The organism is Dysosmobacter sp. Sow4_B12 (assembly GCF_052116665.1).
Classification (GTDB): Bacteria; Bacillota; Clostridia; order Oscillospirales; family Oscillospiraceae; genus Oscillibacter.
In genome coordinates, this window is record NZ_JBQKKR010000012.1 from 48,733 (window position 1) to 73,887 (window position 25,155).

Below are 25,155 nucleotides of genomic sequence, written 5' to 3' on the forward strand. Positions count from 1 at the left end.
TCAGCCCTTGGGCAGCAGCCCCACCACCAGGATCACCAGGATCAGCACCGGCAGCACGAACTGGAAGTAGGGCTTCAGCCGGGGGGACATCTTCACGCCCGTGCCGGTGTTGGCCTCCGCCAGGTATTTGTCAAAGCCCCAGCCCCACTTGCTCACGCAGAACAGCAGGTACACCAGAGAGCCGATGGGCAGCAGCAGGTTGCTGACAATAAAGTCCTCCGTGTCCAGCACATCCTTGCCCGGCAAGGGGTGGAAGCCGCTCCAGACATTGTAGCCCAGAACACAGGGCAGGCTGGCCAGCAGGATAAACACACAGTTGAACAGGACCGCCTTCTTCCGGCTCCAGCCGAAATTGTCGATGCAGGAGGCCAGGAGATTTTCAAACACGGCGATGACCGTGGAAAAGCTGGCGAAGGTCATAAACAGGAAGAACAGCGTGCCCCACAGGCGGCCGCCGGCCATATTTACAAACACCTTGGGCAGCGTCATAAAAATGAGGGCAGGCCCCTGGTCCGGCTGCACGCCAAAGCTGAAGCAGGCGGGGAAAATGATAAGGCCGGACATGAGGGCCACGAAGGTGTCCAGACCGCAGATGCGGACGGCCTCGCCGGTGAGGGTGTGCTCCGTGCTCATGTAGCTGCCGAAGATCTCCATAGCGGCAATGCCCAGGCTCAGAGTAAAGAAGGCCTGGTTCATGGCGGCCACGACCACGCTGCCCAGGCCCGCCTCCACGGCCCGGCCAAAGTCCGGCAGCAGGTAGAACCTCACGCCCTCGGCGGCTCCCTCCAGCGTCAGGCTGTGGACAGCCAGCACCAGAATGAGCCCCAGCAGGCCCAGCATCATCACCTTTGTGATGCGCTCCAATCCCTTCTGCAGGCCGAAGCTCACCACCGCGAAGCCCGCCAGCACCGTCAGCACCATCCAGGCGGTCATCTCGCCGGGGCTGCCCAGCATGGCGCCGAACACAGCGTCAATGTCTCCGCCCTGGAGACCGGAAAACGTGCCGCCGGCAAATTTAAAGAAATAACCCAGCATCCAGCCGGAAACTGTGGTATAATACATCATCAGCAGGTAGCAGCCCGCCACGCAGAACCAGCCGTGCAGGTGCCACTTGCTGCCGGCAGGCTCCAGCTCCCGGTAGCCCAGCACCGCGCTTTTGCGGCTGGCGCGGCCCACCGCCAGCTCCATGGTCAGCACGGGAACGCCCATGCAGACGAGGAACAGCAGGTAGAACAGCACGAACACACCGCCGCCGTTGGCGCCGGTGACATAGGGAAATTTCCACACGTTGCCGATGCCGATGGCGCAGCCCGCGCTCACCAGCAGGAATCCCAGCCGGGATTGGAAATTTTCACGTTTCATAAACAGCGTTTTCTCCTCTTTCTTTCTCATCGCTGCAGCGGCAGCAGCAAGCCAGTTTCCCCTCCGGTCCGCCGCCTTGCCGCAGATATTTTATATAGTATCGGACTGCCGTAGGAAAGTCAATCAATTTGCCTAAGAAACTTTGGGAAAAACCAGCATTTTAGCTCTTTAAAGCAATATTTGGAGGTTTGAAATATGGATATTTTGATCGTTGTGGACATGCAGAACGACTTCGTCAGCGGCGCCCTGGGCACCCGGGAGGCCGTGGACATCGTGCCCCGTGTGGCGGAGCGTGTGGCGGCCGGCGCGGACCTGGGCGAGACCATTCTCTTCACCCGGGACACCCACGAGGAAAACTATCTGGAAACCCGGGAGGGCCGCGCCCTGCCGGTGCCCCACTGCATCCGGGGCACAGAGGGCTGGGAGATCGTCCCCCAGCTGCGGCAGTACATGGTGGGCTTCGCCCCGGTGGACAAGCCCACCTTCGGCAGCACCGCCCTGGCCCAGATGCTCTCCGCCATCAACCAGGGCACTCCCGTGGAGAAGATCACCCTCATCGGCCTTTGCACGGACATCTGCGTCATCTCCAACGCCCTGCTGCTGAAAGCCTTTTTGCCGGAGGCGGAGATCGCGGTGGACGCCTCCTGCTGCGCCGGCGTCACTCCGGAGAGCCACAAAAACGCCCTGGCAGCCATGAAGGCCTGCCAGATCACCGTGGAAAACGAAGTCTGAACATACCGGGGACCCGGAGAACGGGTCCCCGGTATGTTCTCCAGGCGGACAGGTGTCCATTGGTATTTGTCACCGCTTCCCGGCGCCGGCCAGGCTCATTCTTGGTGAGAATCCCAAATTTGCAAGTTAAAGCGTCTTTTCCTGCAAATCCGCTTTGCATTTTTGGGGATTTGTGCTATATTGTTTTGCAAGAAATTTTCGGATGCTTCCGAAAGCAGGAGGTCCTGTACATGATCACTCTCCACCCCAATGGCGTGTTCCTGGCAAACGGTGTCCCCAGCGAGACTGCTCCCGTCTCCCCGGAGGAAGGCCGCAGACAAACCATGGCCTGGAACATTCTCCAGTCCCACAACACTTCCGGCGACCAAAAGCGTCTGAAAATCCGCTTTGACGCCATGGTTTCCCATGATATTACCTATGTTGGTATCATCCAGCAGGCCCGGGCCTCCGGCATGAAGGAATTTCCCATTCCCTACGCCCTGACCAACTGCCACAACAGCCTGTGCGCTGTGGGCGGCACCATCAACGAGGACGACCACGTGTTCGGCCTGTCCGCCGCTAAAAAATACGGCGGCATCTATGTGCCCGCCAACCAGAGCGTCATCCACTCTTATGCAAGAGAGCAGATGGCGGGCTGCGGAAAGATGATCCTGGGCTCCGACTCCCACACCCGCTACGGCGCCCTGGGCACCATGGCCGTGGGTGAGGGCGGCCCGGAGCTTTGCAAGCAGCTTTTGAAAAATACCTGGGACATCAACTACCCCGAGGTGGTGCTGGTGTACCTCACCGGCACGCCCAAACGGGGCGTGGGTCCCCACGACGTGGCCATCGCCCTGGTGAAGGCCACCTTTGCCAGCGGCTTTGTCAACAACCGGGTGCTGGAGTTCGTCGGTCCCGGCATCGCAAACCTCCCCATTGACTTCCGCAACGGCATCGATGTCATGACCACGGAGACCACCTGCCTGTCCTCCATCTGGGAGACCGACGCGGTGACGGAGGGCTTCTACCAGGTCCACCAGCGGCCCGAGGCCTTCAAGGCCCTCCACCCCGGCGATTTCGCCTACTATGACCGCATGGTGACCATTGACCTTGACAAGGTGGAGCCTATGATCGCCCTGCCCTTCCACCCCTCCAACGCCTGGACCATCCGTGAGTTCCTGGAGAATGCGGCGGACATCCTGGCCAAGGTGGAGGCCGACGCCCAGGCCCGCTACCCCAAGGCCCACGTGAAGCTCACCGACAAGATCCACGACGGCGGCGTGTGGGCGGACCAGGGCGTTATCGCCGGCTGCGCCGGCGGTCTGTTCGACAACATCACCGAGGCGGCGGACATTCTCCGGGGCGGCAGCTGCGGCAACGGCTACTTCGCCCTGGACGTGTATCCCACCAGCGTGCCTGTCAGCCTGGAGCTGACGAAAAACGGCGCTACCACCGCCCTGCTGGAGGCGGGCGCCGTCATCAAGCCCAGCTTCTGCGGTCCCTGCTTCGGCGCCGGTGACGTGCCCGCCAACAACGGCCTTTCCCTGCGGCACACCACCCGCAACTTCCCCAACCGGGAGGGCTCCAAGCCCGCCGAGGGGCAGTTTGCCGGCGTGTGCCTCATGGACGCCCGCTCCATTGCCGCCACCGCCCTAAACGGCGGCAGGATCACCCCCGCCACGGACATCGACTATACGCCTGTCCACCTGGACTATCACTTTGATAAGGGCGTCTATGACCGCAGGCTGTACTACGGCTTCGGCAAGGCGGACCCGGACGCGGAGCTCATCATGGGCCCCAACATCACCGACTGGCCCAAAATGGAGCCTCTGGCGGAAAACCTGCTGGTGGAGCTGGCGGCGGTGCTCCATGACCCCGTCACCACCACCGACGAGCTGATCCCCTCCGGCGAGACCTCCTCTTACCGCTCCAACCCCTTGCGGCTGGCGGAGTTCACCCTCTCCCGCCGGGAGCCCGCCTACGTGGGCCGGGCCAAGGCCGCGGCGGCCCAGGAGGCGGAGCGCCGCGGCGGCAAGACCCCGGAGAAGCTGAAGGCCCTGCTGGACCGGGTAGGCGACGGCGAAGCCCTGCTGGGCAGCACCCAGTTCGGCTCCTGCGTGTTCGCCAACAAGCCCGGCGACGGCTCCGCCCGGGAGCAGGCGGCCTCCTGTCAGAAGGTGCTGGGCGGCTTTGCCAACATCTGCTATGAGTTCGCCACCAAGCGTTACCGCTCCAACTGCATCAACTGGGGCATCCTGCCCTTCACCCTGGACAAGGACACGCCCTTTGATTACCAGCCGGGAGACTGCGTGTTTGTTCCCGGCATCCGCCGGGCCATTGAAAGCGGCCTTGAAGACATTCCCGCCAAGGTCCTGCTGGCAGGCGGCGGCACGGAGGACATCACCCTCCACGTGAAGGGGCTGACTTCTGACGAGCAGGAGATCATTCTGGACGGCTGCCTCATGAACTATTACGCAAAGCGGGTGAATTGACATGGAAAAGATCAAAATGACCACTCCCCTGGTGGAGATGGACGGCGACGAGATGACCCGGGTCCTCTGGGCCATGATCAAGGAAAAGCTGATTTTGCCCTTTGTGGACTTGAAAACGGAGTACTATGACCTGGGGCTGCTGCACCGCAACGAGACACGGGACCAGGTGACCATCGACGCCGCCAACGCCACAAAGCGTCTGGGTGTTGCTGTCAAGTGCGCCACCATTACCCCCAACAAGCAGCGGATGGAGGAGTACCCGGAGCTGACAGAGATGTGGAAGTCTCCCAACGGAACCATCCGGGCCATTCTGGACGGCACCGCCTTCCGGGCCCCGATCCTGCTGCCCTTTATCCATCCGGCGGTGAAGAACTGGGAAGCCCCCATCACCATCGCCCGCCACGCCTACGGCGATATGTACAAAGCCGTTGACATGGTCACCGGGGAGCCCGGCACCGCCACGCTGACCTTTAAGGGCGAGAGCGGCGAGGAAAAGACGCTGACGGTCCAGACCGTCAAGGGCCCCGCCGTCTGGCAGGGCCAGCACAACACCGAGGCCAGCATCCGGGCCTTTGCCCGCAGCTGCTTCCAGTACGCCATCAACTGCAAGCAGGACCTGTGGTTCTCCACCAAGGACACCATCTCCAAGGTGTACGACGGGGAGTTCAAGCGTATTTTTGAGGAAGAGTACGAGACCACCTACAAGGCGGAATTTGAAAAACTGGGCCTCACCTATTTCTACACCCTCATCGATGACGCCGTGGCCCGTGTCATCCGCTCCAATGGCGGCTTCATCTGGGCGCTGAAAAACTACGACGGCGACGTCATGAGCGACATGGTGGCCACGGCCTTCGGCAGCCTCGCCATGATGACCTCCGTGCTGGTGTCCCCCGATGGCACTATGGAGTTTGAGGCCTCCCACGGCACTGTCACCCGCCACTATTACCGCTACCTCAAGGGAGAAAAGACCTCCACCAACCCCATTGCCACCATTTTCGCCTGGTCCGGCGCCTTCAAGCGCCGGGGCGAGCTGGATGGTCTGCCGGAGCTGGTCCGGTTCGGCCAGGCCATGGAGGACGCCTCTTTGGAGACTCTTTCCGACGGCGTCATGACCGGAGACCTCCTCCCCCTGGTAGACCCGGGCTTCCAGGCCCACGCTGTCAACAGCGAGGAATTTCTGGACGCCATCGCCGTCCGCCTGGCGGCGAAGCTGGCTTAACGGATCATCGTTCATTCCCTGTCTCCGGCAATGCCGGGGACAGGGACTTTTTAGTTCCGCCTCTCCGCCGGAGGAACCCGGCGCCTTACGCCAAGCCGGCAAGGTCCGCTGCCTGCTCCCGGGCGGAGCCGCCCTGCTCCAGGTCCAGCAGTCCCGCCAGTGTGGCCATGGTGGTGCCCAGCTGGGTAAACAGCAGCGCTGTCCGGGTCAGCTCCTCGGCGGTCATGGTCCTTGTCAGAGTCAAGGCAAGGGCATGGACCTCTGTGACGTTCTGAAAAGCATCCATGACCCCCCTCCTCTCCGTCCAGTCTATGAGCCGTGCGGGAAATCCTTTCCTTGTGTGGCAGGTTTTGAGGGTTGCTTCCTGCCATTGGGATTCGGTATGATGGAAACCAACCAAAGAAAGGAAGATCCGTTATGAAAAAGTTCCTGTGTTCTTTTCTGCTGGCCGCCTGTCTGGCTGTACCGGCCCAGGCTGCCCGGACAGTGCCTGTCCAAGTGGACGGGCAGCTTCTGTCGGTCCGGGGCACACTGGAGGGCGGCGTTACCCACTTTCCCCTGCGGGCCCTGCTGGACGCCCTGGGGGGCTGGTCCGTATGGTGGGACAGCGCCGAGAGGGAGGCCGTGGCGGTGCACGGCAGTGTGCGCCTGACGGCGGACCCGGAGGACAACACCGTCACCGTCGGCGGCCAGACGTATGACGGCAGGGTATATGTGAAAAACGGCAGGACCTACGTGCCCTTGCGGCTGACCATGAACCTGCTGGGGGGCAGCGCCGCCTGGGACCCCTGGCTGGGAGGCGCCGCTGTCACCTCCGGGGAGGCGGACCATGACGCCATGGACCTCTACTGGCTCAGCCGCATTATCAGCGCCGAGAGCCGGGGGGAGAGCCTGTCCGGTCAGATCGCCGTGGGTAACGTGGTACTCAACCGGGTGGAGAGCGGCCAATTTCCGGACACCATCCCCGGCGTCATCTTTGACCGGGTGGACGGCGTCCAGTTTGAGCCGGTGAAAAACGGCACCGTGTATGATGAGCCCACCGCCCAGTCCGTGGAGGCCGCCCGGCGCGTTCTGGAGGGGGAAAATGTCATCGGCGACGCCCTGTACTTTTACGCCCCCGCCCTGTCCCAGGGCGTATGGATCAACGCTAACCGCACCTATGCCCAGACCATCGGCTGCCACCGCTTTTATCTGTGATTTGACTTTTGCAGGCCGCGGGACTACAATAGACGCATCAAGTTGAAAAGGAGCATGCCGCATGCTGTTTTCCGCTCATCCCCGCGTGCAGTACCGCAAGGCCCCGGCCCACGAGGTCATCTGCCAGCTGCGCTTTCCCACCATTCTCTCTATCAACACCGTGGAGCCCGCCGACTTTCAAGAGGCCATCCGGGCGGAGTTTCCCAAGTATGCCCGCCGGCAGGATACGACGCCCCCCAAGATCACGCTGGTCAACGGTTCCGCCCCTAAGGTGGAGCAGCAGCCTCCCGTCATCAACTATCACTTCCTCTCCGCCGACAACCAGTGGAAGCTGAATCTGACGAAGGATTTCATCGCCCTGTCCACCCTGCATTACACGGGTTGGGAGGAGTTTGCCCGCCATTTAGACAAGCCCCTGGCCGCTTTCATCAAGCTGTACAAGCCCGCCTACTTCCAGCGGGTGGGCCTTCGGTATGTGAACATCTTCTCCCGGTCCTCCCTGGGCATTGAGGACGCCAAGTGGGCCGAGCTCATCTCCCCCGCCTATGTCGGTCCCCTATGCCAGCCGGATGCCATGGAGGAAAATTTCCTGAACTGTGCCAGCGACCTGCTGCTGCAGCTGGATTCCAGCTGCCGGGCCAAGATCCACGCCGGCCCGGGCCGTTTGAAAAACACCGCCCAGGGCGCTCCCCAGGACCCGGAGGTCAAGTTTATTTTTGACATGGACCTGTCCATGGGCGGCGATGTGCCCTGCACCTTATCCGCCGCCGGACTGGAGACCCTCCACGGCCACGCCACCCGTATTTTCGAGGGCGCTGTCACAGACCGGCTCCGCACGGCGATGGGCCCTGTCTGACCGTTTTTGAGAGAAAAACAAACAAAAGTGCCCATGTCCGCCATCGGATATGGGCACTTTTGTTTTTGTAAAAAATAGAGGAAAACGATTGTATTTGCGTTTTTGATTTTAGGAATTTTCAATCTTGTGCAAAATACCCATTATCCGCTATTCTAAGGGTGTAAATTTAGCACGTTAAACCGTGTAAAAAAAGAGGGTCAATCTGTATGTTGAAAAGTGAGTATCTGCAGCGTGTCTATTCCCAGGTCGTTACCCGCGATCCCGACCAGAAGGAGTTCCACCAGGCCGTTCTGGAGGTCCTGGAGAGCCTGGACCTGATCGTCGACAAGCACCCCGAGTATGAGGCCAACGGCGTCATCGAGTCCTTTGTGGAGCCGGAGCGCGTGGTGTCCTTCCGCGTGCCCTGGGTGGACGATGAGGGCCATGTCCAGGTAAACCGGGGCTACCGTGTCCAGTTCAACTCCGCCATCGGTCCTTACAAGGGCGGCCTGCGGTTCCATCCCACTGTGAACCTGTCCATTCTGAAGTTCCTGGGCTTCGAGCAGATTCTGAAGAACAGCCTCACCGGCCTGCCCATCGGCGGCGCCAAGGGCGGCAGCGACTTTGACCCCAAGGGCAAGAGCGACGCCGAGGTCATGCGCTTCTGCCAGAGCTTTATGACGGAGCTCTCCCGCCACATCGGCCAGTTCGTGGATGTTCCCGCCGGAGACATCGGCGTAGGCGGCCGTGAGATCGGCTACCTGTTTGGCCAGTACCGCCGCATCCGTGACGCCCACGAGGCCGGCATTCTCACCGGCAAGGGCTTGACCTATGGCGGCTCCCTGGCCCGTACGGAGGCCACCGGCTTCGGTCTGTGCTACTTGACCCAGGAAATGCTCAAGTGCATGCGCAATGACAGCTTTGACGGCAAGACCGTCGTCATCTCCGGCAGTGGCAACGTGGCCATCTTCGCCTGCCAGAAGGCCACCGAGCTGGGCGCCAAGGTAGTCGCCATGAGCGACTCCAACGGCTACATCCACGATCCCAACGGCATCGATCTGGACGTGGTGAAGGACATCAAGCTGGGCCATCGCGGCCGCATCAAGGAGTACGCTGACCGGGTTCCCGGCAGCACCTATTCCGAGGGCTTCCGGGGTATCTGGACCATTCCCTGCGACATCGCCCTGCCCTGCGCCACCCAAAACGAGATCGACGGTGACATCGCCAAGACCATCGTGAAAAACGGCGCCATTGCCGTGGCTGAGGGTGCCAACATGCCCTCCCGTCCCGAGGCCATCCATGTGTTCCAGGATGCCGGTCTGCTGTTTGCTCCCGCCAAGGCTGCCAATGCCGGCGGCGTGGCCACCAGCGCGCTGGAAATGAGCCAGAACAGCATGCGCTACTCCTGGACCTTCGCGGAAGTGGACGCCAAGCTGCAGGAGATCATGGCCAACATCTTCCACAACGCCTATGACGCCTCTGTGGAGTGCGGCGTCGAGGGCGACCTGGTCGTGGGCGCCAACATCGCCGGCTTCAAGAAGGTCGTGGATGCCATGCTGGCCCAGGGTATTGTGTAAGCGCTCTATCCCCGCTTTGAAAAAGAAAAGCCAGGACGCGGAACCGGAATTGGTTCCGCGTCCTGGTCTTTTTTATCAATCCCGGAACATAGGAGTGGAGAGATAGCGCTCTCCGCTGTCCGGCAGCAGGGCCACGATGACCTTGCCCCGGTTTTCCGGGCGCCGGGCCAGCTCCGCTGCCGCCCAGACGGCTGCGCCGGAGGTGATGCCCACCAGGATGCCCTCCCGCCGGGCCAGATCCCGGCCGGTACGATAGGCGTCCTCGTCCGTCACAGGGATGATCTCGTCCAGAACGGAGCGGTCCAGATTGGCGGGAATGAAATTGGCTCCGATTCCCTGAAGGCCATGAGGACCGGCGTGTCCCTCGGTCAGAAGAGGCGAAGAGGCCGGCTCCACCGCCACCACCTGTACAGCCGGGTTCCGCGCCTTCAGATACCGGCCGGTGCCGGTGAGGGTGCCGCCGGTGCCGGCGCCCGCTACGAAAATATCCACTTTTCCCTCGGTGTCCGCCCAGATCTCCGGGCCGGTGGAGGCCTCATGAGCCGCGGGATTGGCAGGGTTTTCAAACTGCCCGGCAATGATGCTGCCAGGGATCTCCCTTTGCAGCTCCTCCGCCTTGGCCACGGCGCCGGACATTCCCTCCGCTCCGGGGGTCAGAACGATCTGGGCGCCGTAGGCGGCAATGAGGTTCCGCCGCTCCACGCTCATGGTATCCGGCATGGTGAGGATGACCCGGTATCCCTTGGCGGCGCCGACGGCGGCCAGGCCAATGCCGGTGTTGCCGGAGGTTGGTTCAATAATGGTGCCGCCGGGGAAAAGCCGCCCCTCCGCCTCGGCACAGGCGATCATATGGGCCGCCACCCGGTCCTTGGAACTGCCGGCGGGGTTGGCCCGCTCCAGCTTGGCGAGAACGACGGCGGGTAAGCCGTGGGCTTCTTCGTACCGGCACAGCTCCAGCAGCGGCGTATGGCCAATGAGGTCTGTGATACCGTGGGCAATGTTCATGACAGAGTCCCTCCCATTGATTCAGATTGGGTCTATCATACACCCTCGCTGCCCTGTTTGCAATGGGTGCGGCTCCAGGAAAAACGCCGCCCGTTTGGGCGGCGTTTCCGCTTATTTTGCGATCTCGAACTCCACGGTGCCCAAGGCGCCGATGGCCACGGTGTAGGGCGGGAACACCACCACGGGATTTCCGCTCTCATTGATATAGAAGCTGGTGGTCTCATCCACGGTGGTAAAGCCGCCCATGCTCTCATCAAAATACACAGCAGGGTCCTCCGCCGCGGCCATCTGGGCGCGGATGGCGTCGTTGCAGACAGCCACCCAGTCCTCTCCCAGCAGGTCCCGCAGGGTCAGCTCCCTTTCGGAGGCCAGGTCCAGGTTGTAATAGGTCTGCTCTTGATAGGCGTTGGCGATGCTGACGGCGCTGCTGACCACGAAGGAGACGGTGGTATCCGTCTGGGACTTGATGTCATAGGTCACAGTGACCTGGTTGTCATGCTTTTCCCATTCCTCCTGCGTGCCGCCGGTGGCAAAATAGGCCTCCTTGTAATCGGCCACGATCTGCTCACCCTCGGCGATCTTCTCATCCACCTTGGCCTGGATCTGCGCGCTGATCTTATCGGCATAGTCGCTGCCGCTGACGGCAGGCTGCTCTACCTTCACGGTGTGGTCGCTGTTGACATCCGTGAAGTCCCGGACCGTCAGCACCCGGAAGATACCGCCCAGCACCGGCAGGTCGGCGGCAGCAGCTGCCACAGTGGGGCTGAGATTCAGTGCGCCGAACACCACCACAAAGCAGGCGGCCGCGGCGCCCAGGCTCCGCCGCAGGCGGCGGGCACGATAGCGGCTCCGGCCCTGGCGGATGCCCGCCCGGACCCGCCGGTCCAGTTCCTCGGGGATAGGCGTGGCCTCGTAACGCTCTCTTGCTTCCTTAAATTCCTTCATCATGCTTCTCCTTCCACAGCAATGCGCAATTTTTTCAAGCCGGTATATAGTCGGGTCTTCACGGTGCTTAGGGGACAGTCCACCACGCCGCTGATCTCTTTCAGAGACAGATCCTCATAAAAGCGCAGGCGGATGATGGTGGCCACCTCCGGCGGCAGGGCATCCACCCGGCTGGCCAGGGAGCCGTCCTCCGGCAGCGGGTCCTCATAGCTGCCGGCGTCCAGCGCCTCCGGCGGGACAAACGTCACCCGTTTCCGCTGGCGCAGCTGGTCCATGCATGCGTTGACCAAAATGCGGGTGAACCAGGTCCGTATGGCGCCGGCGTCCCGCAGGCTATCCTGTTTTTCCAGTGCTTTGCAGACGGCGGTCTGTACCGCGTCCAAAGCCTCTTCCCTGTTGTTCAGATAGCTGTACGCCAGACGGTAAAAGCGGGCCTGGTCTTCCACAAGATATGCCGTCAATTCACTTTCGGAGATATGAGCCATATGCGCAAGGTCCTTTCTGTTCGTTCTGCCTAATAGACGGAGCAGGCTGGGAAAAAGTTTGGAAGGAGAAAAATTTTTCAGAAAGAAAGAGCCGGAAGTCCCGGCTCTTTCCTTATTCATACCGCAGAGCGTCGATGGGGTTCAGCTTAGCCGCCTTGTTGGCGGGAAGATAGCCGAACAGCATCCCGATGCCCACGCTGACGCCGAAACTGATGAGGATGGCCCCCGGCGTAGGCGTGGCGTTGAAAGTGACGCCGCTGGCCGCGCCCAGAGACTGCACCAGCACCCCGCCGAACAGGGAGCCGATCCCCATGGCCACCAGGCATCCAAAGGCAATGCCCACAAAGCCGCCCAGGGCCGAGGTGGTGCCGGCCTCGATGATGAACTGGCGGCGGATGTCCCGGCGCTTGGCGCCCAGGGATTTGCGGATGCCGATCTCCCGGGTCCGCTCCGTGACGGACACCAGCATGATGTTCATGATACCGATGCCGCCTACCAGCAGAGAAATGGCGGCGATCGCCACCAGCACCGCCATGGCCACGCCCATCATGGCGTTGATCTGATTCACCTGGTCCAGCATGGTGGATATGTAGTAGGCGTCCTCATCCTGGTAGAAGCTCCACAGCATATCCTCCAGCAGCGCCTTGGCCTGGCCCACCGTGTCCCGGGAGACCGCCGTGGCCTGATACAGGGTCACGGTACGGCTGCCGGAGAGTGCCATGGCGTTTTCATAGGGGATGTAGACCCGGTCATCAGAGCTGCCTTCGGTCATCGTGGTCATCTGCCGCTGCATCACGCCGATGACGGTATAGGGCACACCACCGATATAGAGCGTGTTTCCCAGGGCGTCTCCCCGGAAAGCCTCCTGCTCCAGATAAGCCCCGATGACACAGACATTCTTCCGCTGGACCACATCCACATATTGCAGATACCTCCCCTTTGCCAGCGGCTCTCCATCCAGGGTAGTGCCGTTCTCCGGCCGGTACATGGCCTCGCTGACACCGTAGATGCCGGTCTTTTTGAACTCTGTGCTTCCCTGCCGCACCCCCTGGCCGCCGCTGACCCAGGGGGTCACGCCGCTGAACGCCTCCGGGTGGCTGTCGATGAAATCCATGACGCTCTGGCTGTCCAGCTCCATGGTGCTGCCGTCGCCCCGTCCCCAGGTGTAAAACATCACCTGGGTGACGCCCAGCTTCTGCACCTGCTGCTCCACCATGCCCGTCAGGCCGTTGCCCAGGGAGATGATGATAATGACCGCCGCCACGCCGATGATAATGCCCAGCATGGTAAGGAACGAACGCATTTTGCTGGTCCGCAGAGACTTGATGGCAAGCCGGAAGGACTGTGTTACGTTCATGTCTCCGCCTCCTCTCCGCTCTCCGCAGGCCGGACCACGGCCCGGGGGTCTTTGGCGTCACCGTCGTAAATGACTTTGCCGTCCTGCAGGCGGACGATGCGCTTGGCCTTCACAGCGATGGAATTATCGTGGGTGATGAGGACCACGGTGTCCCCCTCGGCGTTGAGCTTCTGCAAAAAGCCAAGCACCTCCCGGCCTGTACGGGAATCCAGTGCGCCGGTGGGCTCATCCGCCAGAATGACCGATGGCTCCCCCGCCAAGGCCCGGGCAATGGACACCCGCTGCTGCTGGCCGCCGGAGAGCTGGTTGGGGAGATTGCGGCTTTTGTCTGCCAGTCCCACCCGCTCCAGGGCCCGGAGGGCCCGCTGGCGGCGCTCCCCAGCGTCCATACCGGCGTACAGCAGCGGCAGCTCCACATTTTCCAACACCGTCAGCTTGGGAATCAAGTTGTACTGCTGAAAAATAAATCCCAGCATCTTGTTGCGGATCTCCGCTTGGTGGTCGTCGTCCATGGTGGACACGTCCACGCCCCCCAGGCGGTAGGTACCGGAGGTAGGCACATCCAGGCAGCCGATGATATTCATGGCTGTGGATTTGCCGGAGCCGGACTGGCCCACGATGGCTACAAACTCTCCCCGGTCAATGGCGAGACTGACGCCGTCCAGTGCGTGGACCTTCTCGCTGCCCATGGGATAGATCTTATAGACATCTTTTAATTCAATGAGATGCTCCAAGGTCCTCAGCCCTCCGTCACCGCCGGCTGGGCCGGCACCAGCACCACATCGTCCTCCGTAAGGCCGGCGGTGATCTCAATATATTCCGCGTCGCTGCGGCCCAGGGTCACCTGGCGTTCCTCCGCCTTGGAAATGTCCAGCACAGTGGCGCCATCCTCGCCCAAAGCGCCGTCTCCGGCTACCAGCACAATGCTGCCCCGGTTGACAGCGGCAACCGGAACCGTAAGGACGTTTTTCGCTGTATCGCCCAGGATCGTGGCGGAGACGTTCATGCCGGGCTTTAGCTCGCCGTACTCCTCCAGCACAACGGTCACCGGATAGGTGGTAAAGCCGCTGGTGGTGGTGCCGTTGACGCTGACCCGCTCCACAGTCCCGGTGAAGGTCTGGCCGGGCAGGGCCGCCGCAGTGATCTCCACCGTCTGGCCGGGACGGACCTTGCCAATGTCCAGCTCGTTGACGTTCATCTCCATTTTTAGGCTGCTCAAATCGTAGATGACTGCCAGCGTGCCGGAGCTGGCACCGTCTACCTTGTCTCCTGCCTTAAAGTTCTTTTCAATGACCGTGCCGGCAATGGGCGCGTAAATGGTGTAGTCGTCCACGGCGGAGACCGCGGTGCCGGCGGACAGCTGGGCGGACGCAATGGTGAGCTTTGCCGTTTCCAACTGGCTGCGGATGGCATCAGAGTCCACGGTGCACAGCTTCTCCCCCTTGCTCACCGTGCTGCCGGAGAGCTTGGAAAAGCCCGAGACGGTGCCGGAGCCGGAGGCGTACACCACAGTGGAGGCCGCCATGGAAATGGGGGCGCTGCCGTAGCTGGTATAATTGCCGATGACGGCGGAGGCGGTAAAGCTGTCGGACACGATGCCGGGATTGGGCACCTTTACCCGCACGGTGCAGGACTGCTTGCCGTTGGCGGTGACGGCGGTGGCATTGGATACGGAGACTACTGTGCCCTGGACAGAACCGTCAAAGCTGCCGATGAACACGGTTGCCGCCTGCCCGGCGTAAAACCGGTCCGGGGAAACGTAAGTAAATACAAAATCAATGGTCAGGTCCGTGCTGGCAACGATCTTCGCAAGCGGTGTACCGGGAGACACACTGTCCCCGTCATGGACATAGACCTCATTCAAAGTGCCGGCAATGGGCGCCGTGGGGTTCTGCGCCTCCAGGGCCTGCTGATAGCTCAATCTGGCCTGCTCCACGGAGATATTGGCCCGGGCCACGGAGTCCTGGGCGTCACCGCTGTCCAGCGTATACAGCAGGGTGTCCTTCTCCACCTGCTGGTCCTCCTCAAAGGGAGCCGACAAAATGGTGCCGGACACCAGCGTGCTGACTTGATAGGCGTCCGCCGGCTCCAGGGTGGCAGTGCCGGTGACGGTGACGCTCAAGTCCCGCTGCTGTACCGCCTCCGCTTGATAGCCGCCGCCTTCGGCCGTATCGGCCTTTCCCAGCTTCAGCACCTGGCTGCCCAGCAGTACTATTGCCAGCGCCGCCGCTGCCAAGGGCAGCAGACGTTTTTTTCCTTTGCCGCTGAATCTCTTCTTTTTTACAGAGACATCCTCGGAAGCTGCCTCCGTCTGCATCAATTTCTCTTCCATAGCTCAAACTCCTCTTTTACTCGTGATCATCCAAAATCTCTTTGCCGCGGGCCATGCCGCGTCTCATCAGATCCAGTACGTTTTCCAGCCGCTCCCGGACGGAGCCCTGCTCGTCTCCCTGCAGGCCGCTGTAAATCAGAGGACCTGCCACTGTCAGTACCGCCGCCAAAATGTCCCCCAGGTCCCGGTCCCGCCGCAGGTCCAGCATATCCTGGTCCACCACGTCTCCCAGTCCGGTCAAGACGGCATTCCGGTCCAGCAGGCCGAAGAACATATTTTTCTGCAGGCCGCTGTTGCAGGCCAGAATGGCCGCCATGGCGCCCATGTCGCCGGGCTGCTGACCCTGTCCCCGCCGCAGCAGGAAATCGTACAGGTCCAGCACACCTTGAAATAGGTCGCCGCCGGCGCGGAAGATGCTCTCCCGCACCACCATCAAAAGCTGGTCCACATAGCCGCTCATGACATAGCAGAACAGGTCCTCCTTATCGTCAAAATACATGTAAAAGCTGCCCCGGGGGATGCCGGCGTCCTTGATGATCTGGTTGATGGACGCCTCGGCAAAGGAGCGGCGGGAAAACTCCCGGGTGGCGGCCTCCAACAAGCGCTCCTGCTTCTCAGGGGCCAGACGGCAAAATGTACTGCGCGGCATGCTCTCTTCCTCCTGTATACGAAATGGCCGTCCCCGTTTCTTCAGCTTTCGGGGAAACTCTATCACTTCCAGCAGGTGGAAGGTCAAGGGCTTTTTCGGGCCGCAAAAAAATAATATGACAAGTTGTCACATAGCATACATGACAACTTGTCATATTTCAAGAGGTTTTTTAAAAATTCACAAATTTGTCACAAGTCCCCCCTCGATAGAGGGGGACGGTGCGGTCATAGGGCTGCGGCCGGTATGAAACGGAAGCGATCCTCCGGCCGGAAATGCCGTATTTGGGAGGGTATCCGAACAGGTCCAGATAGCCGGCCAAATCATCCCGCTCCGCGGCCATAGCCTCCAGCAGCTGGACGGTTGCCCGGGCATCGTCCACAGCCCGGTGGCTGTTCACCGCTGTCGCACCCAGGCCGTAGGCCTCGATGGCGTTTTCCAGCTTGTGGGGATAGTCCCGCCGGTCCCGGTATACCGTGAGGGCGTCCAAGAACCGCGGTGCGCGCAGCACATCTACGCAGCCGAAGGGCCGCAGGAAATAGTAGAGGAAATTCAAGTCGAACTGGGCATTGTACGCCACCAACAGCGGACGCTCCGCCCCTTCCAGCAGGCGGCAGAATGCGTCGCAGGCCGTCTCCTTATCCACGCCCTCCCGGTCCAGCTGCTCCGGCGTGATGCCGGTCAGATTCGTAATGAAAGCAGGCAGTCGCTTCCCCGGCGACAGGCGGATCAGCAGGTCCATACTGTCCGCCTCTCCCGCCGCTGTCAGACCGACGGCTCCCAGCTCGATGATCTCGTCCCGGTCAAACTCCAGTCCGGTGGTCTCCGTGTCAAAAACCACCACCCGGTCAAATGCAGAAAACAGGCTTTGCAGCATACGGCGCCTCCCAATCAGAGCTGAAGCTATCATACCATATTCCCGTGCAGCGCGCAAAGCCCATAAAAGACGGTTTGTCAACAGCAATTCACCGCACAACATGAGGTGTATTGGGGATGGATGGTATAAAAAGCGCGCCGCAAACGGTATACCGCTTGCGGCGCGTTGGAGCTAGTGGGGTGACTCGAACACCTGACCTGCTGATTACGAATCAGCTGCTCTACCGACTGAGCTACACTAGCATCACTATTTGGGACAGCGACAATGATACCATATTTTTATTCCACCGTCAACACCATTTTCCATCTTCTTTTTCCCTCCATGCGCCGCATTTTGTATATTACAATTTGTATTATTGCAAGTTATCTTGCAATAAATTGGTCAGCGTTTTTTTATGCCGCAAGTGAAAGTGGCTGTCAATCGTGGAATATTTCAAAAACTTTGTCGTCAATTTTCGATGTCAATTGTCTCTTTTTCTATAAAACTTAGGATTTTTTTCCATTTTCGTGATTGCTTTTCTTTTACATAACCATTGTCATAAGTTTTCTTTACCAAGAGTTATTCACATTTTCCACGATGTTTTCCACACTCGTTTTTTGCTTTAATATCAACAGCTTTATCAGTTATTGGGTTTTTTTAACAGTTCCTGTATTCACATTTTCACCAGGTTTTAAATTCTCCTTTAAATTTACATAACATTTTAATTGTTTGTACTTTCTCTATTTATCTTTTTATTTTTTACTGGACAATCCGCTTTCTGCAAAAAAATTTCTTCCCCCCTTCAAAAAAAGCAAGTTTTTTCTCTTTACATTCATTTTTAGGCCGGGCAATATGCAGAAAACCGGCTGCCAAAGCAGCCGGTTTTCTGTCAGTCCGCAATGTCCATGGTGGCGTAGGCGTTGAGGTCCATGCCCGCCGTGTGGCCCGCCAAATACTCATAATAGCCCTGGGCGCCGATCATGGCGGCATTGTCACCACACAGCTTTAAAGGCGGCAGGTACAGCTTGCAGCCCTGCTTGGCGCAGGCGCGCTCCAGGTCCCCCCGAATAACGGAGTTTGCCGCCACACCGCCGGCGGCGGCAATGACCGTGCGTCCCGACAGGGCCGCCGCCTTCATAGCCCGTGGCACCAGCTCATCGCTGACCGCCTGGGCAAAGTCCCTGGCCAGCGCCGCCCGGTCCAGTTCCTCCCCCACCTGCTGGGCGTGGTGGCCCAGATTGACCACTGCCGTTTTCAAGCCGGAAAAACTCATATCCAGCTCCGCGCTGTCCACATGGGCGTGGGGGAGCTTATACACGCCGCCCCGGCTTCCCTGGGCCAGCTTGTCCATAGGGGCGCCGCCGGGATAGGGCAGGCCCAGCACCCGGGCCGCCTTGTCGAAGCACTCCCCTGCCGCGTCGTCCCGGGTGGCCCCCAGGATGCGCAGGTCCGTATAGTCCCGCACATCCACGATGAGGGTATTGCCGCCGGAGATGGCCAAGGCAAGGAAGGGCGGCTCCAGCTCCGGGAAGGCCAGGTAGTTGGCGGCAATGTGTCCCCGCACATGATGGACGGGGATCAGAGGCACATTCAGAGCATAGGCCACGGATTTGGCAAAGCTTAGGCCTACCAGCACCGCGCCGATGAGGCCGGGAGCGTAGGTGGCGGCCACGGCGTCGATATCCCGCCGGGTACATCCCGCCTCCCGGAGGGCCTGCTCCGTCAAGGCGGCAATGACCTCCACATGCTTTCTGGAAGCGATCTCGGGCACCACGCCGCCGTACAGGGCATGGATATCCACCTGGGAGGCAATGGCGTTGGACAGGATGTGCCGTCCGTCCTCCACCACCGCCACGGCGGTCTCATCGCAGGAGGATTCAAAAGCCAGTATTTTCATCAATATGTCACTTCTTTCTCATTGGTCCCAGGCCACCTGCTCTCCCGGCGCTTGTGCCGGGTCGAAGGGGATACGGACATATTTTGCATATTTTTCCGAGGAGAAGCTGCTGCGGTAGACGAAGTCGTGCTCCGCCATCAGCGCTCCGTCCTCCACCGGGCGGTCCGCCAGGTACAACGTTTTATAGTGGATGCCGAACACCTCCGTGTCATAGCCGGCGGCCCGCAGGCCGTTCCGGGCGTAAAAGCCCAGGCGCCGCCGGGCCATGGCGGGGTCCGGCGCGTGTTCCGGAGCCTCCGCCTCGCCGAAAACCACCGTACCCGGCTCCGTTTCCCGCAGCTTTGCCAGGATGGCGGCACCCAGCCCCGCGTTGCGGGCCCGCCGGGATACGCACAAATAGTCCAGCAGCGCCCAGCCGGGGTGCCCCAGCCACAAAAAGCACTCTCCCACGATGTCGTCCCCGTCAAAAAGGCAGTAGGGCCGGTAGCGCCCCTCCCGCCACATGGTTTCAATGGCGCGCAGGGGCTTCAGTTCCGCCGCCGGGAAAGCGTCCTTCATATCGCTGTTGTAAACGGTTTTCAGCTGCTCAAGAGAGGGGATGCGCAGTTCCATCCGTGTCGAACTCCTTTGTCATGATGATGGCATCCTCCTTGGGATGCTCGTAATAATTTTTCCGCCGTCCCACGCTGCGGAAGCCCCGGCTCCCGTACAGGGCGATGGCGTCATAGTTGGAGGCCCGGACCTCCAGCGTCAAAAAGGCCAGATGGTTGGCCTGGCCGAAGTCCAGGAACACCTGCAAAAGCTTTCCCGCGATACCGTTGCGGCGGCACTCGGGCCGGACGGCCACGTTGGTGATGTAGCCCTCGTCCAGGATCACCTGGAGGCCGGCGTAGCCCACCACTCTGCCTGCGTCATCCTCGGCCACCAGGAACGCGGAGCAGGCGTTGTCCAGCTCCTCCGCCAGCATATTCCGGGACCAGGGCGTGGAAAAGCAGATGCGCTCCAGCTCCGCCACCTCATCCAGATGGTCAGCGTTCATGGGAACGATGCGTACATGCATCCGGTTTTCTTCCATATGATTCTTCCTTTCCAAGTGTTCTATTCCGCCGCTAATCCGCCAGCCACCAGTCCGGACTGGCGCCGAAGCAATCATACAGCGGCTGGTCCAAAGCGGCCTCCGCCCGCTCCGCCAGGAGCAGACAATGCTCCATAAAGGCCCGCACCGTCTCCGCGTTTTCCCGCCAAATCTGCTCCCGGAACAGCGGGCAGCAGAACTTTATGCCCGACAGGGAAATGCTGGCGCTCTGCCAGACGTACGCCGGCGGCGCGGAGTCAAAGGAGACTGACAGCCGGTGCCCGCAGGGCGTCCGCCGGACCATTTCAAAGCAGCTCCCAGCTTGGTGCCGGTAGCGGTAGCGTGCTTTTGGAAACACGGACAGCGCCAGCTTCTTTCCGGAAAAAGCCGGTTTTTCGCTCCTCGCGTATATCCCGATCTGCCGCAGGCTCTCCGCCCACTCCGCCGGAGCGTCTTTCCGCTCCCGGAACGGCGGCAGCGACTGCTTCACTTCCTCCAGCTTCGGCGCCAGGGCCTCGTTGGCGGCCGCGATCCCAGCCGCCTCCTCCGGCGACCACAGGCAGTAGCTGTTTTCCAGCCGCATCTTGGGAAACCGCTCTTTCAGTGCGGCAGCAACAGCATTCTCCTACCGGATGCGTGCCGGACTGTCCGGCCCCGTCACCTCAATATAAAAATACACGTGGCAAAAGCTAGTGCCGGCGCAGTGGACCACACGAACGCCGCTGCACAAAAAGGGCTGTCGTCCCGCGTAGGCCATAGGCTCCGCTTCCTCACCGAACCAGCTCACATCCTCGAACAAGGCCTCCACCTGCAGGGGATTGCAGGGCCGGGGGATTTTTTGGAACAGCGCTTTCAGTTCCGTGTCAGACAGCTCCGGATGGGTCGGCGACCAAAGCCGCCGATATGAATAGCCACGGCTTCGCAGGAACGTATCCACCGTATCCAAAAGCTCCTTCAACGGGATCTCCTGCTTTCCCACGCACTGCCAATACTCCCGGATGACCCGCATCACGCACGCCTTCCGTTTTCGCCGCGGGCCTCGCTTCCGGTATACAGTACGACGCCCAGGATAACAGCCGCGCCGCCCAGCACCGCCTGTGCCGTGGGAAACTCGGAAAACAGCAGAGCGCCCCAGGCAGCGGAAAACACGCAGTCCAACAGCCGCGTGGTGGAAACGAAGGAGGGCTGAAAATATTTCAGTGCCCAGCTGAACACACTGTGTCCCAGCAGGGTACAGAACACCGCCATCGCCAGGGCGGTGGCCAGGTTTTTTCCGCCGTAGCCCGCCAGCGGCATCCCGCCGGCCAGGTTCAGTGCCAGAAGGGTCCCCAAAGCCGCCGTGTACACCAGGCAGGTATAGGCGGTGGTGCTCATGGTCCTGCGGCACACAGAGCCGATGAGGGTATAGACGCTGATGCACATGGCGGACAACACCGCCAGCCGGTCACCCCGCAGCGTACCGCCGCCTCCGGCGAAATCCGCCAGGGCCATGACCACCGCCCCGCCAAAGGCCAGCACTATGGCAAGCCAAGCCAGCGGAGGCAGCTTCCGGCGGAACACCGCCGCCGAAGCCAGTGCCACAAACAGCACCTCCATGTCCACCAGCACCGCGGCAGCCGCGATGGAGGTGGTTTTCACCGCTTGAAAGAATGTGGCAAAATGCAGTCCCAGAGCGGCGCCGCTGGCCAGACATAAAAGCCGTTCCCGCCGGGAAAGGCCCGCCAGCTCCTTCCGGTGCCGCCAGGCCGCCGGCGCCAGCAGCGCCACGGTACAGGCCATGCGGTACAGCGCCAGCACCAGGGACGGCGCCGTGGACCAGCGGATAAAGGCAGCGGACAGGGAGCCGCACAAAACGCCCATCAGCAGGACCGCAAGCTTCATCCCTTGGCCTCCAGCCAGTTTTTGCCCCAGTGGGCCTCGGCGGTCAAGGGAACGGAAAGTTTCACCACGTGCTCCATCTCCTCCTCCAGCAGCCGGGCAGCCGCCTCGGCCTGGGTCTCCGGACACTCCACGATGAGCTCGTCGTGGACCTGGAGCACCAGACGTGCCTCCGGCAGCTCCGCCTTCAGCCGCTTGTGGGCCGCCACCATGGCAAGCTTCATAATGTCCGCCGCCGTGCCCTGGATGGGCATGTTCAGCGCCACCCGCTCCCCAAAGGAGCGGAGATTGTGGTTGGAGGAGGTCAGCTCCGGAAGGTCCCGGCGCCGGTGGAACACAGTCTCCACAAAGCCCGTCTCCTTGGCCCGCTCCACCACAGCGTCCATATACTTCCGCACGCCGGGGAAGGTGGCGAAGTACGCCTCCATATACGCCTTGGCCTCCGCCACACTGACGCCGATGTCCTGGCTGAGGGAGAAGGCGGAAATGCCGTACACGATTCCGAAGTTCACCGCCTTAGCGCTGCGGCGCATCTCCGGCGTCACATCCGCCGGGGCCACGTGGAACACCTGGGCCGCCGTGGCGGTGTGGATGTCGCCGCCGGAGCGGAAAGCCTCCCGCATGGCCTCGTCCCCGGAGATATGGGCCAGGAGCCGCAGCTCGATCTGGGAGTAGTCCGCGTCCACCAGGACGCAGCCCTCCTCCGGCACGAACATCCGCCGGATCTCGCTGCCCAGGTCCGTGCGGGTGGGGATGTTTTGGAGATTCGGCTCCGTGGAGGAAAGGCGGCCCGTGGCCGTCACCGTCATCTGGAAGCTGGTGCGGATGCGGCCGTCGGGGTCGATGGCCTTCAAAAGGCCGTCGGCATAAGTGGATTTCAGCTTGGCGTACTGGCGGTACTCCAGCACGGCGTCCACGATGGGAGCCTCGTAGCGGAGCTTTTCCAGCACGTCGGCATTGGTGGACCAGCCGGTCTTTGTCTTTTTGCCGTGGGGCAGGCCCAGCTTGCCGAAGAGGATCTCCCCCAGCTGCTTGGGAGAGTTGATGTTGAAGGTCTCCCCCGCCATGGCGTAAATGGCCTGTTCCCTCTCCCGGATGCGCTCCGTCAAGGCGCTTCCGAAGTCCGCCAGGGCCCGTGCGTCCACCCGGCATCCCGCCAGCTCCATCTCCGCCAGCACACGGCAAAGGGGCAGCTCCGCCGCGGCAAACAGCTCCAGGAGGTGCTTTTCCTCCAACCGGGGCAGCAGCGTGCGGTACAGGCAGTCCACCGCCGTGGCATAGCTGTCAAAGGCCGCCTCCGCCGCGGCGCTGTCACCCAGCAGGGAAAACGCGTCCGGCTCCAGATGGATGGGCTTGGGCAGCTCCGTGTTGTAGTAGGCCACAAACAGACGCCCCAGGTCGTAGCTGCCCGCCGTGGCGTCCAGCAGGTAGGCGGCCAGGGCCGTGTCAAAGATGAAGCCCTCCGCCTGGGATCCGCTCTCCAGCAGCCGGCGGGTCAAGTCCTTCACGTTGTGGGACACCTTGGAAATGTCAGCGGAGAACAGGGCGTTCAAAAGAGCGTTCCAGTCCCCTTGATACTTTTCAAAAAACAGCTCCGCCGTCAGCGTGCCGCCTTCGCCGCCACAGACCACCACCGCGCCGGTGAGGTCCGGCAGCGCCAGAACAGACACATGGTCCGCTTTCCGCCACAGTTCCAGCAGCTCCGCCGCCCGGGCCGGGTCCGTCACCTGCTCCACGGTGACGGTCTCCTCCGCCGGAGCCGCCGTGGCCGGGGCCTCGCCGGGAGTCAAGCCGAACTTATCAATAAGCTTCGTGAATTCCAGCTTCAAAAACACGCCGTAGGCCTCCGGACCGGGGGCCCGCACCAGGTTGTCCTCCGGGCGGAAGTCCAGGGGCGCGTCAGTGACGATGGTGGCCAGCCAGTAGGACTGGCGGGCGCTGTCCTCTCCCTCCTGGAGCTTCCGCAGGGCGGCGGGCTTGGCCTCCACATCCGGCATTTTGGCATAAAGGGCGTCAATGCTGCCGTACTTCTGCACCAGGGCCATGGCGGTCTTTTCGCCGATGCCGGGAACGCCGGGGATATTGTCGGAGGTATCTCCCATGAGGGCCTTCAGGTCGATCATGTGGATGGGGTCGAAGCCGTACTGCTCCCGGAAGGCGGCCTCGTCCATGTCCTTGGTGGTGGTCTGGCCCATGCGGGTGGACACCAGTTTCACCTTCGTATGCTCCGTGATGAGCTGGAGGGAGTCCTTGTCTCCCGTCACCACCACGCACTCCCACCCGGCGGCTTCGCACTTGCGGGATATGGTGCCGATGAGATCGTCGGCCTCCCAGCCCGCCAGCTCGTACCGTGGGATGTTCAGGCTGTCCAGCACCTCTTTCAAAACCGGCATCTGCATCCGCAGCTCCTCCGGCATCCCCTTCCGGGTGGCCTTGTAGGCCTCCGATGCCTCATGGCGGAAGGTGGGGGCGTGGACGTCGAAGGTGACGCACACCGCGTCCGGATTTTCCTCGCCCTTCAGCCGCAGCAGCGTGGTGAGAAAGCCGAACACGGCATGGGTATACAGCCCGTCCCGGGTAGTGAGGGGGCGGATGCCGTAGTAGGCCCGGTTGACGATGGAATTGCCGTCAATGACCATGAGCTTCATGGATGGTTCCTCCTGGCGGGTAGATTTACATAGATAAAATAGTATACCCCAAACTTGTTCGTTCCGCAAGCTTGGGATTCGCCGCTCTCTTTTCACTCCATGTGTTGGTTTTAGGTATTTGGAACATCGTTTGTCGAAACGAAGGAAAAGACTTCGCCAGCTCAAGGCGAAGTCTTTTCAACAAACAGACAAACTGGAATTTATCTCTGCGTGTTTTTGATTTTAGCATTAAACTTTTTTTCAACTACTATTGTAAAAATAAGCGATGGCAACATACAAAAACACATCAATACAAATATACTCCTTGTATTGTAGCCTGCCTCATATAGTCTTGAAAAAATAAGACATGGGATTCCAAGCATCAACCATGATATACCAAGGCATCTAATATACTTCTTTGTCCAATCGTATCCCTTGTATTTATTGTTTATGCGTTGCCAACCTAATAATCCAGCAAGGCCATAGAGCGTCCAAAATATACCTAAATATAGCAAGACGTTCATATATCTGCTCCCCCTCCAAATTCCGATTAGTAATATATAAGCGAGGGTGTTACAGCCTTCGCTTTTTCCTTTATGATGAAGGTGATTGGCTGACGGAATTTCCGATTGGGACCCCACGCCCGCAGACAAATGTGT

The 25,155-nt window shown here is 60.8% G+C and carries 24 protein-coding genes and 1 tRNA gene; 6 read left to right on the forward strand and 19 right to left on the reverse strand.

Going from position 1 to position 25,155, the window contains the following annotated elements; translation table 11 throughout:
- On the reverse strand, positions 1-1,362 hold the full coding sequence (locus ACTQ4R_RS10390; protein ID WP_441628405.1) for a sodium-dependent transporter: 1,362 nt from the start codon (positions 1,360-1,362) through the stop codon (positions 1-3).
- A 195-nt stretch (positions 1,363-1,557) separates the two neighbouring features.
- On the opposite strand from ACTQ4R_RS10390, the gene ACTQ4R_RS10395 reads away from it, so the two are divergent.
- From ACTQ4R_RS10395 to ACTQ4R_RS10405, 3 genes are all read left to right on the forward strand, one after another.
- Complete coding sequence (locus tag ACTQ4R_RS10395) at positions 1,558-2,094, forward strand: cysteine hydrolase family protein (RefSeq protein WP_441628407.1); 537 nt, start codon at positions 1,558-1,560, stop codon at positions 2,092-2,094.
- A 230-nt stretch (positions 2,095-2,324) separates the two neighbouring features.
- Entirely contained in the window at positions 2,325-4,565 is a 2,241-nt protein-coding gene (locus tag ACTQ4R_RS10400) for a hydratase (RefSeq protein WP_441628409.1), read from the forward strand.
- A gap of 1 nt (position 4,566) precedes the next feature.
- Positions 4,567-5,784, forward strand: coding sequence for an NADP-dependent isocitrate dehydrogenase (locus tag ACTQ4R_RS10405; protein WP_441628411.1), 1,218 nt, complete (start codon positions 4,567-4,569; stop codon positions 5,782-5,784).
- 85 nt (positions 5,785-5,869) lie between these two features.
- On the opposite strand, the gene ACTQ4R_RS10410 is transcribed toward ACTQ4R_RS10405, so the two are convergent.
- Entirely contained in the window at positions 5,870-6,070 is a 201-nt protein-coding gene (locus ACTQ4R_RS10410; protein WP_441628413.1) for a hypothetical protein, read from the reverse strand.
- Positions 6,071-6,201: 131 nt separating this feature from the next.
- Here ACTQ4R_RS10410 and ACTQ4R_RS10415 point away from each other — a divergent pair, with 131 nt between their 5' ends.
- The 3 genes from ACTQ4R_RS10415 to gdhA all read left to right on the forward strand — a co-directional run bounded on the left by ACTQ4R_RS10415 (position 6,202) and on the right by gdhA (position 9,393).
- Complete coding sequence (locus ACTQ4R_RS10415; RefSeq protein ID WP_441628415.1) at positions 6,202-6,981, forward strand: cell wall hydrolase; 780 nt, start codon at positions 6,202-6,204, stop codon at positions 6,979-6,981.
- A 61-nt stretch (positions 6,982-7,042) separates the two neighbouring features.
- Positions 7,043-7,837, forward strand: a complete 795-nt coding sequence (locus ACTQ4R_RS10420) for a TIGR04255 family protein (protein WP_441628417.1) — start codon at positions 7,043-7,045, stop codon at positions 7,835-7,837.
- A 206-nt stretch (positions 7,838-8,043) separates the two neighbouring features.
- Positions 8,044-9,393, forward strand: coding sequence for an NADP-specific glutamate dehydrogenase (gene gdhA, locus ACTQ4R_RS10425; RefSeq protein ID WP_441628419.1), 1,350 nt, complete (start codon positions 8,044-8,046; stop codon positions 9,391-9,393).
- 75 nt (positions 9,394-9,468) lie between these two features.
- Here gdhA and cysK read toward each other — a convergent pair whose 3' ends face one another.
- From cysK to ACTQ4R_RS10510, 17 genes are all read right to left on the reverse strand, one after another.
- Positions 9,469-10,398: a cysteine synthase A gene (gene cysK, locus ACTQ4R_RS10430; RefSeq protein ID WP_441628421.1), complete on the reverse strand. Its 930-nt coding sequence runs from the start codon at positions 10,396-10,398 to the stop codon at positions 9,469-9,471.
- 111 nt (positions 10,399-10,509) lie between these two features.
- On the reverse strand, positions 10,510-11,346 hold the full coding sequence (locus ACTQ4R_RS10435) for an RsiV family protein (protein WP_441628423.1): 837 nt from the start codon (positions 11,344-11,346) through the stop codon (positions 10,510-10,512).
- Positions 11,343-11,828, reverse strand: coding sequence for an RNA polymerase sigma factor (locus tag ACTQ4R_RS10440; RefSeq protein WP_441628425.1), 486 nt, complete (start codon positions 11,826-11,828; stop codon positions 11,343-11,345). Before ACTQ4R_RS10440 ends, ACTQ4R_RS10435 begins: the two co-directional genes overlap by 4 nt.
- A 112-nt stretch (positions 11,829-11,940) precedes the next feature.
- A complete protein-coding gene (locus ACTQ4R_RS10445; protein ID WP_441628427.1) occupies positions 11,941-13,185 on the reverse strand; it encodes an ABC transporter permease in 1,245 nt (414 codons plus the stop codon).
- Entirely contained in the window at positions 13,182-13,919 is a 738-nt protein-coding gene (locus tag ACTQ4R_RS10450) for an ABC transporter ATP-binding protein (protein ID WP_441628429.1), read from the reverse strand. Before ACTQ4R_RS10450 ends, ACTQ4R_RS10445 begins: the two co-directional genes overlap by 4 nt.
- Before the next feature lie 5 nt (positions 13,920-13,924).
- Positions 13,925-15,517 (reverse strand): efflux RND transporter periplasmic adaptor subunit, encoded by a 1,593-nt coding sequence (locus tag ACTQ4R_RS10455; protein ID WP_441628431.1) that lies wholly within the window; start codon positions 15,515-15,517, stop codon positions 13,925-13,927.
- Between the two features lie 16 nt (positions 15,518-15,533).
- Complete coding sequence (locus ACTQ4R_RS10460) at positions 15,534-16,166, reverse strand: TetR/AcrR family transcriptional regulator (protein WP_441628433.1); 633 nt, start codon at positions 16,164-16,166, stop codon at positions 15,534-15,536.
- Between the two features lie 169 nt (positions 16,167-16,335).
- Complete coding sequence (locus ACTQ4R_RS10465) at positions 16,336-17,040, reverse strand: 3'-5' exonuclease (protein ID WP_441628435.1); 705 nt, start codon at positions 17,038-17,040, stop codon at positions 16,336-16,338.
- A gap of 166 nt (positions 17,041-17,206) precedes the next feature.
- Positions 17,207-17,282: transfer RNA gene (locus ACTQ4R_RS10470), tRNA-Thr, on the reverse strand.
- Between the two features lie 626 nt (positions 17,283-17,908).
- Positions 17,909-18,916: a tRNA (adenosine(37)-N6)-threonylcarbamoyltransferase complex transferase subunit TsaD gene (gene tsaD / locus ACTQ4R_RS10475; protein ID WP_441628437.1), complete on the reverse strand. Its 1,008-nt coding sequence runs from the start codon at positions 18,914-18,916 to the stop codon at positions 17,909-17,911.
- Between the two features lie 18 nt (positions 18,917-18,934).
- Positions 18,935-19,528, reverse strand: a complete 594-nt coding sequence (locus ACTQ4R_RS10480) for a GNAT family N-acetyltransferase (RefSeq protein ID WP_441628439.1) — start codon at positions 19,526-19,528, stop codon at positions 18,935-18,937.
- Positions 19,503-19,991 (reverse strand): ribosomal protein S18-alanine N-acetyltransferase, encoded by a 489-nt coding sequence (gene rimI, locus ACTQ4R_RS10485; protein WP_441628441.1) that lies wholly within the window; start codon positions 19,989-19,991, stop codon positions 19,503-19,505. Before rimI ends, ACTQ4R_RS10480 begins: the two co-directional genes overlap by 26 nt.
- A 34-nt stretch (positions 19,992-20,025) precedes the next feature.
- A complete protein-coding gene (locus ACTQ4R_RS10490) occupies positions 20,026-20,574 on the reverse strand; it encodes a hypothetical protein (RefSeq protein ID WP_441628443.1) in 549 nt (182 codons plus the stop codon).
- Positions 20,575-20,616: 42 nt separating this feature from the next.
- Positions 20,617-21,003 (reverse strand): hypothetical protein, encoded by a 387-nt coding sequence (locus ACTQ4R_RS10495; protein ID WP_441628445.1) that lies wholly within the window; start codon positions 21,001-21,003, stop codon positions 20,617-20,619.
- A complete protein-coding gene (locus tag ACTQ4R_RS10500) occupies positions 21,000-21,872 on the reverse strand; it encodes a DMT family transporter (RefSeq protein ID WP_441628446.1) in 873 nt (290 codons plus the stop codon). The genes ACTQ4R_RS10495 and ACTQ4R_RS10500 overlap by 4 nt, the downstream gene beginning before the upstream one ends.
- Entirely contained in the window at positions 21,869-24,517 is a 2,649-nt protein-coding gene (gene polA, locus ACTQ4R_RS10505) for a DNA polymerase I (RefSeq protein ID WP_441628448.1), read from the reverse strand. The genes ACTQ4R_RS10500 and polA overlap by 4 nt, the downstream gene beginning before the upstream one ends.
- Before the next feature lie 200 nt (positions 24,518-24,717).
- Positions 24,718-25,155, reverse strand: a 438-nt coding sequence (locus tag ACTQ4R_RS10510; protein ID WP_441628450.1) for a hypothetical protein, incomplete at its 5' end; no start/stop codon positions are given.